The 13,401-nt window shown below is 36.1% G+C and carries 12 protein-coding genes and 1 rRNA gene; 9 read left to right on the forward strand and 4 right to left on the reverse strand.

What is annotated here, in order from left to right; all coding sequences use genetic code 11:
- Complete coding sequence (locus tag H6A61_RS09765; RefSeq protein WP_204393245.1) at positions 1–1,107, reverse strand: protein kinase domain-containing protein; 1,107 nt, start codon at positions 1,105–1,107, stop codon at positions 1–3.
- Between the two features lie 101 nt (positions 1,108–1,208).
- On the opposite strand from H6A61_RS09765, the gene H6A61_RS09770 reads away from it, so the two are divergent.
- The 6 genes from H6A61_RS09770 to H6A61_RS09795 all read left to right on the forward strand — a co-directional run bounded on the left by H6A61_RS09770 (position 1,209) and on the right by H6A61_RS09795 (position 8,875).
- Positions 1,209–1,415 (forward strand): helix-turn-helix domain-containing protein, encoded by a 207-nt coding sequence (locus tag H6A61_RS09770; protein ID WP_025018354.1) that lies wholly within the window; start codon positions 1,209–1,211, stop codon positions 1,413–1,415.
- Positions 1,416–1,480: 65 nt separating this feature from the next.
- Positions 1,481–4,186: a DEAD/DEAH box helicase family protein gene (locus H6A61_RS09775; protein ID WP_204393247.1), complete on the forward strand. Its 2,706-nt coding sequence runs from the start codon at positions 1,481–1,483 to the stop codon at positions 4,184–4,186.
- A gap of 2 nt (positions 4,187–4,188) precedes the next feature.
- Entirely contained in the window at positions 4,189–4,845 is a 657-nt protein-coding gene (locus tag H6A61_RS09780; RefSeq protein ID WP_204393249.1) for a papain-like cysteine protease family protein, read from the forward strand.
- Positions 4,846–4,849: 4 nt separating this feature from the next.
- On the forward strand, positions 4,850–6,283 hold the full coding sequence (locus H6A61_RS09785) for a type I restriction-modification system subunit M (protein WP_021929905.1): 1,434 nt from the start codon (positions 4,850–4,852) through the stop codon (positions 6,281–6,283).
- 4 nt (positions 6,284–6,287) lie between these two features.
- Entirely contained in the window at positions 6,288–7,439 is a 1,152-nt protein-coding gene (locus H6A61_RS09790; RefSeq protein WP_025018357.1) for a PDDEXK nuclease domain-containing protein, read from the forward strand.
- A 5-nt stretch (positions 7,440–7,444) separates the two neighbouring features.
- On the forward strand, positions 7,445–8,875 hold the full coding sequence (locus tag H6A61_RS09795) for a restriction endonuclease subunit S (RefSeq protein WP_204393251.1): 1,431 nt from the start codon (positions 7,445–7,447) through the stop codon (positions 8,873–8,875).
- Here H6A61_RS09795 and H6A61_RS09800 read toward each other — a convergent pair.
- Positions 8,870–9,397, reverse strand: coding sequence for a restriction endonuclease subunit S (locus H6A61_RS09800; RefSeq protein WP_033892446.1), 528 nt, complete (start codon positions 9,395–9,397; stop codon positions 8,870–8,872). The genes H6A61_RS09795 and H6A61_RS09800 overlap by 6 nt on opposite strands.
- Before the next feature lie 6 nt (positions 9,398–9,403).
- Between H6A61_RS09800 and H6A61_RS09805 the strand changes: the two genes are divergently transcribed.
- Positions 9,404–10,207 (forward strand): tyrosine-type recombinase/integrase, encoded by an 804-nt coding sequence (locus H6A61_RS09805; protein WP_025018360.1) that lies wholly within the window; start codon positions 9,404–9,406, stop codon positions 10,205–10,207.
- A gap of 23 nt (positions 10,208–10,230) precedes the next feature.
- On the opposite strand, the gene H6A61_RS09810 is transcribed toward H6A61_RS09805, so the two are convergent.
- The gene (locus H6A61_RS09810; RefSeq protein WP_025018361.1) at positions 10,231–11,481 is read right to left on the reverse strand and encodes a restriction endonuclease subunit S; all 1,251 of its coding nucleotides are present in this window, start codon (positions 11,479–11,481) and stop codon (positions 10,231–10,233) included.
- 551 nt (positions 11,482–12,032) lie between these two features.
- Between H6A61_RS09810 and H6A61_RS09815 the strand changes: the two genes are divergently transcribed.
- Both H6A61_RS09815 and H6A61_RS09820 read left to right on the forward strand, forming a co-directional pair.
- On the forward strand, positions 12,033–12,341 hold the full coding sequence (locus H6A61_RS09815; protein ID WP_025018362.1) for a helix-turn-helix domain-containing protein: 309 nt from the start codon (positions 12,033–12,035) through the stop codon (positions 12,339–12,341).
- The gene (locus tag H6A61_RS09820; RefSeq protein ID WP_025018363.1) at positions 12,319–12,615 is read left to right on the forward strand and encodes a helix-turn-helix domain-containing protein; all 297 of its coding nucleotides are present in this window, start codon (positions 12,319–12,321) and stop codon (positions 12,613–12,615) included. Before H6A61_RS09815 ends, H6A61_RS09820 begins: the two co-directional genes overlap by 23 nt.
- Positions 12,616–13,310: 695 nt before the next feature.
- Here H6A61_RS09820 and rrf read toward each other — a convergent pair.
- Positions 13,311–13,401 (reverse strand): 5S ribosomal RNA (rrf, locus tag H6A61_RS09825); the annotation flags it as partial.

The following is a 13,401-nucleotide window of genomic DNA, read 5'->3' on the forward strand; positions in this document are numbered from 1 at the left end:
TTATTTTTTATACAAATTTAGTTCTGCTTTTCTTTGAAATAAATCTAACTCTGAAATTGTCCTTTCTAAATCATAATTAGGGGTTCTATTTGTTTTTGATATGTTTTTAGGATGTCCTCTTTTCTCAGGTTCCGGATGACATAAATATTCAACTACTTTTGTTAGTCCTTCTTTTAAATCTTCAAGTGGAATACTTTCTTCGAAATCTAATAAAGATTGATGATATGCATCTAATAAATATGTTCTTGCTTCATCAAAACTTATTCCTGTTTTAGCTAAAGCACGAATTCCTCCGGAGAGCTTACTATCAAGTAAAGTGTTAAAGGAAACTCCATTTATATAATATACAATCAAAGATCCTATCATATAATTATCCATTTGATAAAGCCTTTCTTTATCATCTGATAATCTATAGTTAAAAAAAACTTCTGGAGGTGCGTAAGTCCAATCTCCATTAAACATTGATAACGAATATGGACATTCGACTTCTGTACTAAGACATAATGAGCGTCCTAAATCACCTAATTTCGAATTATTACCAATAGAAAGGATATTAGATGGTTTCAGATCTTGATGGGAGATCTCTATTTTATGAAGTTGCTTAACTCCTAATGCTATATCATGAAGAGATTTTAATTTAAACGAAATAGTTTTTAGTTTTTCGGTAAAAACCAATTTTGTAGAAAAGTTGATAATCTTTCTAATATTACAATCTGCTTTTTCATAGATTATATAAGTTACAGTAGGGAACATAAAATCTGTTAATTCACACTCTCCACCATCTACATACGTAATTATATTTTTTACTCTATGTTTATTGCAATGCTCGGATAATGCCATTTCGTATTTAAATTCTCTCGTTGCTTTTTCAATTACTGATATTCTTGTTTCATGCGGACGTAAAGGTCTTGTCATACAATTTCTATAATCAAGTACCTTCATAAAACATTCAATACCATTTTTCTTTACAATATAGCATATAGAGAAATTCCCTCCTGTTTCTCCTTTCGACCTATCCGGTTCTGGAAGTTGATTTATAACCTCCCATCCGTTTATACTTTTACCTGTTAAATTACATACTGCAAAAAGACTATCCATATAATCCATTCATTTCGATTTTTAGTATAATGTTTAAGCAAACATACAAAAGAAAATCTAAATTATCGAATATAATTCACTATATTTGCGTAATATAATTACATCTAAAAATGAAATTAAATAGAATAAAGGTTGTTTTATCGGAGAAAGGGATTTCACAAACGTGGTTAGCGAAAAGACTGGATAAAAGTTTTAGCATGGTCAATGCGTATGCTTGTAACAGAATCCAGCCTAATTTGGAAACCTTACAGCAAATTGCTGAAATTCTTCAAGTTGACCTGAAAGATTTGATAACGGACAAGGATGAACGCCAATAGTTTGTTCTTTGTAGATGTTATTTTTCTAGCATACAACTTCCGATAATATAAAAATATAGGAATATATGACACCAGAAGAAAAAGCGAGACAAAAAATAGATCAATGGTTTACTGATGCTGGATGGAAAGTGGTTGATAGAAACAACTACGAACCAAACTGTACTGCTGTAGCCATAAGGGAAGGACTTTTAAAAGGCAACCTAGAAGCTGACTATTTTCTTTTTATTAATGGAAAAGCTGTAGGTGTGCTTGAAGCCAAAAGAGAAGAGATAGATCCTTTTTCCAATACTGTGTGCGAACAGGCTGTTTTATATGCCCGGAATGTTCCTAATATCTATCAAGTATACCAAAAGCCTTTGCCTTTCATATTTACTTCAAATGGAAAAGACCTGTATTTCTGCGACTTTCGTAAAAAGGATTCTTGTTTCAAGCAAATCTTAACGATCCCATCTCCTCATGAATTGGTTAAGCTGTTGGGAATAAATGATTATTTTGCCGGACTCCCAACTTTGCGAAAAAAAGGATTACGTGATTGTCAATATGAGGCAGTTACTGAACTGGAAAAAAGTTTCAGAAGTGGGCAGAATCGCGCCTTGATGGTATTGGCAACTGGTGCAGGTAAGACATATACCGCATGTCTTGCTGCATATCGTCTTCTTTCATATACTCCAATGAGAAGAGTACTATTTCTTGTGGACAGAAATAACCTCGGGAAACAGGCAGAGGGAGAATTTGGAACTTTCCGGTTGACAGAAAATGGAGATGCATTCAATACAATATTTACAGTGAATCGTCTTCGTTCCTCTTCTATACCATCTGATAGCAATGTCGTTATTTCAACAATACAGCGTCTTTTTTCTTTTCTGAAAGGCGATGTTATTGAGGATAATGACAACGATGATGATAATGATCCTACAGAAGAAGTTGTATTGCCTCCTAATCCCAATTTACCACATGATTATTTTGATCTGATTATCATAGATGAGTGTCACCGCTCCATTTATGGGAATTGGCGTAAGGTATTGGAATATTTTGATACAGCCAGACTTGTTGGATTGACAGCCACACCAATTCCTGAAACAATGGCATTCTTTAACAATAATCGTATAGTCAACTACACATTGGAAAAAAGTATCGTTGATGGTGTAAATGTAGATTGCCGTGTATATCGAATCAAAACTCAGGTTACAGAAAATGGCGGTGCTATATTAGAAGGAGAAAAAATCAAAGAAGAAACACGATATACCGGAGATGTAAAAACCATTTCCAATAAAGAAACGAAAACATATACCAATAAAGAGCTAAACAGAAGTGTCATTAATCCTGCGCAAATAAAACTTATTCTGTCTACTTATCGTGATGTAGTCTATACGGAGTTATTTAATGATCCACAGCGGGATGCCAATTTTGACTATCTGCCAAAGACTTTGATATTTGCTCTAAATGAGACTCATGCCAGCAATATCGTACAGATAGCTAAAGAGGTATTTGGACGTACAGATGACCGTTTTGTACAAAAAATAACTTATTCTGCGGGCGATAGTAATGAATTGATACGTCAGTTCCGGAATGACAAGGATTTCAGAATTGCCGTAACTTGTACATTAGTAGCAACTGGTACAGATGTTAAGCCTCTTGAAGTATTGGTTTTCATGCGTGATGTAGAATCTTTACCGCTCTATATACAGATGAAAGGACGTGGTGTACGCACAATTGGAGATGAGCAGTTACGAAATGTCACCCCAAATGCGTTCAGCAAAGACTGTTTCTATTTGATTGATGCCGTAGGTGTTACTGAACACGAAAAAACAATACCTACGATAACCGATGAGCCTACTACAAAGATTATCACTCTTAAAGAGCTGTTGGAACAGATTACCCATGGTTACCTTCCTGATGAGCATCTGAAACGTCTTGCTGCAACACTTTCCAGAATATACAACAAAGCAGATAATTCACAGCGGAATGAGTTCGTACGTTTGGCTAATGACGACATGAAAGAACTTGCTTCAAGGATTTACGAAGCATTTGAAAACAATACCCTGCCGCCATTCATAAGTACCAAAGAGCCTAATAACGAACGGAAAGGTTTAGTAGCTCCGCTTGCAAATCACGCAAATGCGCGCAGGTATCTGCTCATTCTTGCTGCCGGGTTTGTCAACACGCTGATGCCTGGTGAGGACACGCTTATATCTAAAGGTTTTTCAATAGAAGAAGCTAAAAGTACAACAGAAGCCTTTGAAGATTTCTGCAAAGAACATTGTGATGAAATAGAGGCTCTACGTATAATTTATAATAATGAAGGCGAGCCAATTACCTATTCAATGCTAAAAGATTTGGAAAACAAACTCAAGATGGCTAACAATCATTTTACTTCCAAACAATTGTGGAATTCATATGCCATTCTGAATCCAAACAGTGTTCGACGTTCTTCTACAAAAGAAGAAAGCGATGCTTTGACTAATATCATACAGCTTGTACGTTTTGCTTTACACCAAATAGAACGATTAGATAGTGTAGTTTCTACCTCTAAACAGTATTTTAATCTATGGTTAGGACAAAATCAGCGCGAAATAACAGATAAACAACGTGAAGTTATCAGTCGTATTGTAGATTATATTGCTTCCAACGGAGCTTGTACGATCAAAGAGATTCGTGAAGATGATGCAACTCAGGCAGCACAAATGATTCGTGCTTTTGGCAATATGCAGAAAGCAAACGAAGCTTTACAGTCTCTATACACATTTGTGGTTTTAAGAAAAGCAGCATAATAATGGCAACCATACAAATAATAGATAGTATACGATTGAATAGAATAGGTTTGCAAACAAAAGATGCAAATGGAAAATGGGTCAATATACATAAACAACAAGGTGATTTAGATGGAGCATGTTCTATTTATTCACTCATAATGGCTATGCTATGCCAAGGGATGATTGAAGAGCAAGATATTCAACTATATAAATTTCCCGATAGGCGTACTCCCAAAGGCAAATTCTTATATCATTTTTTCTATGAGCAAGGATTTGTCCAAAATGGTTATAACTATACAGCATTAGCACGTGAAATCAACGAACAGCCATTTGAGATTAGAGCAATACACAAAAGACCAAGAACTAATGATGATAGGATTGAATTAATAGAACAATTCGTAGATCAAAATATCCCTGTAATAATCTCAACAGAATTCAATGGTGGTGCGCATGCTTTATTAGCCATAGGAATAGAACGCGATGAGGAGGATGTCATAACTAAAATTTTCTGTCTTGATCCGGGAGCTCCTTCTCCAAAGGTTTCCTCGTGGAATTGTTTTATTGATGTCTCAAAAGAAGGCAAATCGCAATATCCATTCTATTACGTAACTGAAATAAATATTTATAAGGTCACATTAGATGACATGCTTATAATAGAGCATAAAAGTTTTGATTAAAAATATGGCAACAAATAATACAACAGAGCAATCGCTCACCAAAAAAGTTTGGAATCTGGCAACGACTCTTGCCGGGCAAGGTATCGGTTTTACAGATTATATTACACAGCTCACCTATCTTCTATTTTTAAAGATGGACGCAGAGAATGTAGAAATGTTTGGAGAAGAATCAGCAATACCATCTGGTTATCAATGGAGTGATTTAATATCTCTTGACGGTCTAGATTTAGTAAAGCAATACGAAGATACTCTGAAACAACTGAGTGAACAGGAAAACCTTATCGGCACAATTTATACAAAAGCACAAAACAAGATTGACAAGCCAGTCTATTTGAAAAAAGTCATTACCATGATTGATGAGGAACAATGGCTGATCATGGATGGAGACGTGAAAGGTGCTATCTACGAAAGCATCCTTGAGAAGAATGGACAGGACAAGAAAAGTGGTGCCGGTCAGTACTTTACTCCACGCCCGCTCATCAAAGCAATGGTAGATTGCATAGCCCCACAAATTGGAGAAACGGTTTGTGACCCGGCCTGTGGCACCGGAGGTTTTCTCTTGACTGCATATGATTACATGAAAGAACAGTCTGCCAGTAAAGAAAAACGTGATTTCTTGCGTAACAAGGCACTGCATGGCGTAGATAACACACCATTGGTCGTAACGCTAGCTTCCATGAACCTATATTTGCATGGTGTGGGAACAGACCGGAGTCCGATTGTTTGTGAGGATTCTTTGGAGAAAGAGCCATCCTCCCTTGTAGATGTAATACTTGCCAATCCTCCTTTCGGTACTCGTCCAGCAGGTTCTGTGGATATTAACCGCCCGGATTTCTATGTAGAAACGAAGAACAATCAGTTGAACTTTCTTCAACACATGATGCTGATGCTCAAAACCGGAGGTCGTGCAGCCGTAGTATTACCAGACAATGTCCTTTTTGAAGGTGGTGCTGGAGAAACAATCCGCAAGAAATTACTTTCGGACTTCAACTTACACACGATACTTCGTTTGCCTACAGGTATTTTCTATGCACAAGGCGTAAAAGCAAATGTATTGTTCTTTTCCAAAGGTCAACCGACAAAAGAGATTTGGTTCTATGATTATCGTACTGATATCAAACATACGCTTGCTACTAATAAATTAGAGAGACATCATTTGGATGATTTTGTTACATGCTATAATGCAGGAAATTTAGAAGGACGCAAAGAGTCATATGATGCAGAAAACAATCCTCAAGGGCGTTGGCGTAAATATCCGGTAGATGATATTCTCACTCGTGACAAGACAAGCCTTGATATAACCTGGATAAAACAAGGAGGAGAGTCTGATGACCGCTCCTTGGCTGAATTGATGGCTGACATAAAAGAGAAAAGTAAAACTATTAGCTCAGCAGTTGCAGAACTTGAGAAGCTGCTTGCAAACATAAATGAAGATTAAGCGTATGAAGAATAATGATATCGCAAAATCAATAGAACAACAATTCGGAGAAATCATAGATATTATTCTCCAACATAAAAGTAATGCTTCAAAAGCCGTCAATGAAGAGCTGCTACTCACAGCATGGCATGTAGGCGGATATGTATCTGCTAAACTGAAGAGCGAAGAATGGGGAAGCAAGGTCGTTTCGCAACTGTCTGAATATATACGTTCCCAACGCCCTGACATCAAAGGTTTTGGAAGAAGCAATATTTATAATATGGTGTTGTTTTATGAAGAATACTCTTCTGAAACATTTTATACAACAATAGTAAAATATCTGAACTCTGAATTTGTCCAGCCAATAACTGGACAAATTGAAGCAAGAAATCATACACAGGAAACTACTGTAATTGTGCAACCGTTGGCTACACAATTTGTCCAGCCAGCAATTGGACAAATGCCTAAGATATTGGAGTTAACGAGTTTGACTAATCATATAGAAATATTATGCCGATGCAAAAGTAATGAAGAACGTTTGTTTTATATACTCTATGCCAATAAAGAGCATTTAGTAAAACGAGAACTTCAGCGTTGTATTTCTAATCAGACTTATGCCGGGTTATTAGGTAATAAGGATAATATGTCAAAAGGATTGCTTGAAACATATCCTAATGCACCAATAATGTTCAAAGATACTCTATTTGTTGATTTTCTTAATTTGCCTAAAAAGCATAGTGAATCAAAGCTAAGAAGTAGTTTAGTAGAACACATGAAACAGTTTATTCTTGAACTGGGAAAGGACTTTATATTCATGGATCAGGAATATCGTCTTAATATAGGGACATCTACATTCAAGGCAGATCTATTATTCTTTCATCGTGGCTTACAGGCATTAGTTGCTGTGGAATTGAAAAAGACAAAGTTTCATCCTCGCGACCTTGGACAGTTGGAATTTTATTTGGAAGCACTTGACCGAGATGTAAAACGTTCTAACGAGAATCCGTCTATCGGTATTATTCTCTGCCCAGAAGCAGACCAGGTAGTAGTAGAATATGCCATGAGCAGAAGCATGAGTCCTACCATGATTGCTGAATACAAGCGTATTCTCATTCCACAGGAACGCATGCAGCAGCAACTGAATGAGTTTTGCAATCTATTCTTAAACAAAGACTAATCCAAATGGATACAAAGAAATTACGTCAAAAAATACTAGACCTTGCCATTCGTGGTAAACTTGTTCCTCAAGATCCGAATGATGAACCTGCATCCGTATTACTTGAACGCATTAAAGCAGAGAAAGAACGTTTAATAAAAGAGGGAAAAATAAAGCGTAGTAAAAAAACAGCTAAAACTTCTGATACGCCCCATTATGAGAATGTTCCATTTGAAGTGCCAAAGGGATGGGTGTGGACGACGATTGAAGAAATATGCTCAAAGATAGGTTCCGGTAGTACACCAAAAGGAAGTAACTATTCTGTGAAAGGGATTCCTTTTTTCCGATCGCAAAATGTATATAATGACAGACTTGTTTATGATGACATCAAATATATTTCCGAAGAAGTTCATCAGAAGATGAAAGGTACGGAAGTTCTTGCTAACGATTTGTTGTTGAATATTACTGGAGGTTCATTGGGAAGATGTGCCGTGGTTCCTGCTGATTTTAATTGTGGCAATGTCAGTCAACACGTTTGTATTATGCGTTCTGTTTTAGTTGAACCTGAATATTTCCATGCGTTAGTTTTATCTTCATACTTTGCTAAATCTATGAAGATTACGGGTAGTGGTCGTGAAGGTTTACCAAAATACAATTTAGAACAGATGGGTTTTCCTTTGCCACCTTTAACTGAACAGCAACGCATAGTTACCGAGATTGAACATTGGTTTGCTTTACTAGGCCAAATAGAAAAGGGAAAATTAGACTTACAAAACATAATCAAGCAAACCAAAAGCAAAGTTCTTGACATCGCCATTCACGGTAAACTCGTACCACAAGATCCGAACGAAGAACCAGCTATCGAACTATTGAAACGCATAAATCCTGACTTCACACCTTGTGATAACGGACATTATACGCAGTTACCTTTTGAAGTACCTCAAAATTGGAGTTGGACAACACTTGGAAAAATTGGCAAATGGCAGTCGGGTAGTACACCAAATAGGCTGAATAAGGATTATTATAATGGGAATATTCCTTGGCTAAAAACAGGAGATTTAAATGATGGATATATTACACATATTCCCGAATATATAACAGAAAAAGCCTTGAATGAAACTTCTGTGAAACTAAATCCTACTGGTAGTGTGTTAATTGCTATGTATGGAGCGACAATAGGAAAGATTGGAATATTAACATTTCCTGCTACAACAAATCAAGCCTGTTGTGCTTGTGAAGTCTTTAATGGGATAGACAGAGAGTTTATATTTCTCTTTTTATTATCCCATAGGGAAGAGTTTATAAAAATGGGAGGTGGTGGAGCACAGCCAAATATATCCAAAGAAAAAATAATAAACACCTATATTCCTTTGCCGCCATTTACGGAACAAAAAAGAATTATAAATGTGGTTAATAAGATATTTGCTCAATTAGATGCAATAATGGAGAGTTTATAGACTCTCCATTATTGCATCAAGATGTTTAAACATAATATTTATAGCTTCTACAATCTTCTTCTGTTGATTATAAGGAGGTATAGGTACTTCTATTGCCTTGAATAGTTTTTTGTTAAGATGCGGAATTGCAGAACCTACCTTATTCTCTCGTAGGGTCTTGCGATGCAAGCTTATTACTTGTAAGACATAATCAGCATTCATTTCATCTGTTATAGATAGCTGCTTAAATGTGCTACCTTGATAGCCATCTATTGGAGTTCTGAATACTTCTCCCGAATTTTCGCCATCAACCAATATCAAAAGAGAATTTGCCGGAATGTATTTGCCTGCCATTAACTTCTTAGCATCACGCTCACCGCGCAAATATTTAACATCAAGATTAATTCTTTCAATGCCACTTTGCTTTTCTCCATCAATTAAATTGCATAAGGTTTGCATAGATACAATTTGCCATCCTTCGGGTAACTGCGTATAATGTCCGATACGTTCTGCTATATTGTTACTGTATTCATTATAAATCAATATAATATGGTAACAAAATTCAAAAATTATTTGGCAAAAACTAATCTTGCCAAGAACACCGTCACCTCTTATGTGTGGACGGTGCAGTATTTCTTCAACCATTATGGAGAAGTGAATAAAAAGAACCTTTTGGCATACAAGGGGTATTTGGTAGAGAACTTCAAACCGCAGACAGTGAACCTGAGATTGCAAGGTATCAATAAGTTCTTGGAGTTTACGAAACAAGAAAAACTAAAAGTAAAGTTCGTAAAGGTGCAACAAAAGAACTTCTTGGAAAATGTAATCAGCGATGCCGATTATAAATTTCTCAAAGCACGGCTTAAAGCAGATGGATACGAAGAGTGGTATTTCATCGTGTGGTTCATGGCTGCGACTGGATCACGTGTTAGTGAGTTGCTCCACATTAAAGCGGAACACATCAAAGTGGGCTATCTTGATTTGTATAGTAAAGGCGGAAAGATTCGACGACTATACATCCCCAAGAATTTACGGACAGAAGCAGAAAAATGGTTGAAAAGTCAAGGCTTGACATCAGGCTATATCTTCCTGAACCGTTTCGGACAGCGTATTACTACTCGTGGAATCGCTTCCCAACTCAAGCATTTTGCCGAAAAATACGGAATGAATAAGGAGGTGGTTTATCCTCATTCATTCCGTCATCGTTTTGCCAAGAACTTCCTTGACCGCTTTAACGACCTTGCTTTACTTGCCGACCTCATGGGGCATGAAAGCATAGAAACCACTCGTATCTATCTTCGTAGAACTGCCAGCGAACAGCAGAAGATTGTGGACAAGGTTGTAAATTGGTAAGTCCATCTCCTTAGAGGCTAGCCCTACGCCTCTAAGGAATTTTCTATATAGTCAAGTTGCTCAAATAATTTTTCAATTTTTGCGACTATGCGTTGCTGTTCTGCAAGGGGAGGAACCGGAAATATCGTATCTGCAACTTTATCAGAATTTAGATTTGTAACGACTCCACCACTTGCAACATTAGTAAATTGTTCGAAAGCAAAAGAAGATGAAAGTAGATGGTACAAGAAGTCTGATGTATACACTTCTCCAATTGGAGAGATAACCAACCAACCGTCATGTATACAACCATCCACATTTAATATATATGGTCGACCAAAGCTCATTGAATTTGTCAAAAGAAAATCTCCTTTATGGACAAATCTTGATTTTTTCATACCTTCAGGACGGATTTTTTCTTTTACTGAGTCAATATACTTTCCTTCCCTTGTTGTGTCGCCAATCTTAATCCAGTTGATTCCATTTTTATCATCGGTTAGGTAATCTTTTATTGGTCGAGGAGAACCACCTCTGGCTATATTGTTTATATCTCCCAACCTACTCCAACACCATGAGTTTGGTATCTCAAACGGTCTCTTCCCATACTGTCCGTTATCACAAGTGATTTCTGCCTTCGGATTGATACGCTTTAGCAACTCAGAAGCGGGTTCTTCATTTAGGTCTTGCTGTACAAGTTTACCTTGAATAGCGAGATCAAGAATTTTATTCTTTGCCTGTTTTATGATAGCCTGTAGGTCATATTTGTTTTCTTCTACTTTGTCTATCAAAGTAAACAAATGTTCCATTTCTATAATGATACGCTGTTGCTCTGAGAATGGAGGAAGTGGTATTTGTAAAGATAACAATAACTCTCGTTTCAATCCAGGTATTAATCCATTGGCTTTTGATATTATATCTTCTATGTTATGCTTTACAACGGCTTTTATGTATTTAATATTGATATAATTTGTATATGCCCTTACCGCTTGTATCTGACGAGCTATATGAGCTGTGCCAATATTGTTAATAGCCATCTTTCCAACACCAGCACCTTTACATACTACGAGTAAATCGTTTATATATGAAAAAACTGAGGGGAATTCTGTCCATCTATTTATAACTAGTTGTTCATTTTCAATATTGCTGGCTCCAATAATATAAGGAACACCTGAAACATTATTATTATATTTTTCTGGTGGAAAATCTTGCCCAGAAACAAGTTCTAAAATTTCCTCTACAGTCGTCCAAATCCAATTATCCGGCACATTAAATGGCACATTCTCATAATGGGGCATATGTATACTAATTTTATAATAACAAACCTCTAAAAGTAAGAACAATAAAAATTTCCTGAAGTCATACAACCTAGAAGAATAGTTTTACATATAATAAAATCAAAATTTTTAATAGTTATCCCTTCCACCAAAGATAAATCCCAATCCTGATTTGCCAGCCGCATTTATTTCTTTTTTCAGGAGAATTTTCTTTATGGCTATCGCCATGAAAATTCACCTGAAAAAGAATGCGGCGGCAAACGGATTAGAATTAAAGGAAAGATTACAGGGATTAACTGCGACCGACGTGACGCATAGCCGTAAACCAAAGGAGGCTATCCTTATATTCCATATATGGCCTCACAAATGCTGTGAAAATACACTTTCCCAAATAACAAAACATAGTCTGCTTATAAAATCCCGAAATAAGACAGGGATTTCAACTCCCTCTGATCTGCATAGTCCTGTGGCTTCGCTATGACATCTGATGTCATATTATGAACTTTGATGATAATCTCTTGTATTCCACAGCCTTCTATTCTATTTTTACCCAACAACTTAAACTAATGATTATGGAGATAGTGAACATAGAAGCCGGCGCATTTATGGAAATGAACAACATATTGTTCAAAATAGAAAAACAATTGAAAGGATTGAACTTTTCCAAATCTGAACTGAATGAATGGTTGGATAATCAGGATGTATGTATTCTTATGAATATATCAGACAGAAAACTATTGTCTCTAAGGCAGAAAGGGCTAATCCCTTTCAGTCGTATAGACAGAAAAGTATATTACAATAAAGAAGATATTCTAAACTATATGAAGAAGAACCTCAAAACACATACTAATAATGGAAATGGGACAGATGGTATTGAATAAGGATAGTAATGAGGTTAAAAGATTTATTGAAGTCATGGAAAGTATATCCAAAATGTTGGATACAAACTCTTTAATCTACAGACCTATATTGGACGGGAACCGCTATATTACAGAACAGGAGTTATCTAAAGTTCTCAAAATTACAAAAAGAACACTCATTGAATATAGAATGAATGGTAAATTGCCTTATTACAGAATAGGTGGAAAGATTCTATATAAGGAACAGGACATTATAGAAATATTGGAAAGAAACAAAGTATTAGCATTTGAATGACATTTCTTAAATCGCTAATAATCAAAAACTAAACTTCATGCAAATAACTTGTAACTACTCTAAATAATTATATAAACATTTGGAGGAATAGAACCGAACACTTACCTTTGTAAAGTCAAAGGATGAGTAACGAGAATCTATCGAAAATTAGTGAATTTGGCATATGGCTGATTCAGTGGTTCGGGGATTTTTCCAAAGATATTAAAGTGTTGCAAATTAGGACTTTGAATAGTATTATTCGATTCCTGGTGGCACCACTTCGAAGAAAGCTAAAAACATTAAAATCCTGATTTCCAAGCGAAATCGGGATTTTTTGTTTTCCCCAGACAAGCAAAAAAAATATTGTTTCGATTCAAAATAAGGGATCTACGTAAAAACGGAAGACCATACATCATTACATAAGCATCACTGTTTTTTGCCAATATACGGTTTTGCGGCTTATTATCCGCATGAAACTGCGAAATCAGTATTTCTCAGTATTCTATATATGATTTATTATTACCACATCATACAGACGCATATTAAATTTTTAGATTGGAACAGTCTGCTTATTATGTATTCTCGTAATTTTTTTACCGTAATGACATCTATCGTTTTTTTCCGTTGTTCATCCGCAACCTTCGTGTAGAGAAAATCCAAAGCTTATAAACGCAAAAAATCCCCGAAGTATCTCTACTTCGAGGATCTCTCATATAAGACGGCGACTACCTACTCTCCCACAATATGCAGTACCATCGGCGTGACGAAGCTTAACTTCTCTGTTCGGAATGGGAAGAGGTGGAACCT

It is taken from the genome of Bacteroides caecigallinarum (assembly GCF_016901995.1).
Taxonomy (GTDB): Bacteria; Bacteroidota; Bacteroidia; order Bacteroidales; family Bacteroidaceae; genus Phocaeicola; species Phocaeicola cellulolyticus.

Excerpts from the sequence above, each read along its gene's own strand:
- H6A61_RS09765 (WP_204393245.1), bottom strand. The coding sequence starts at position 1,107 with ATGGATTATATGGATAGTCTTTTTGCAGTATGTAATTTAACAGGTAAA.
- H6A61_RS09770 (WP_025018354.1), top strand. The coding sequence starts at position 1,209 with ATGAAATTAAATAGAATAAAGGTTGTTTTATCGGAGAAAGGGATTTCA.
- H6A61_RS09775 (WP_204393247.1), top strand. The coding sequence starts at position 1,481 with ATGACACCAGAAGAAAAAGCGAGACAAAAAATAGATCAATGGTTTACT.
- H6A61_RS09780 (WP_204393249.1), top strand. The coding sequence starts at position 4,189 with ATGGCAACCATACAAATAATAGATAGTATACGATTGAATAGAATAGGT.
- H6A61_RS09785 (WP_021929905.1), top strand. The coding sequence starts at position 4,850 with ATGGCAACAAATAATACAACAGAGCAATCGCTCACCAAAAAAGTTTGG.
- H6A61_RS09790 (WP_025018357.1), top strand. The coding sequence starts at position 6,288 with ATGAAGAATAATGATATCGCAAAATCAATAGAACAACAATTCGGAGAA.
- H6A61_RS09795 (WP_204393251.1), top strand. The coding sequence starts at position 7,445 with ATGGATACAAAGAAATTACGTCAAAAAATACTAGACCTTGCCATTCGT.
- H6A61_RS09805 (WP_025018360.1), top strand. The coding sequence starts at position 9,404 with ATGGTAACAAAATTCAAAAATTATTTGGCAAAAACTAATCTTGCCAAG.
- H6A61_RS09810 (WP_025018361.1), bottom strand. The coding sequence starts at position 11,481 with ATGCCCCATTATGAGAATGTGCCATTTAATGTGCCGGATAATTGGATT.
- H6A61_RS09815 (WP_025018362.1), top strand. The coding sequence starts at position 12,033 with ATGGAGATAGTGAACATAGAAGCCGGCGCATTTATGGAAATGAACAAC.
- H6A61_RS09820 (WP_025018363.1), top strand. The coding sequence starts at position 12,319 with ATGGGACAGATGGTATTGAATAAGGATAGTAATGAGGTTAAAAGATTT.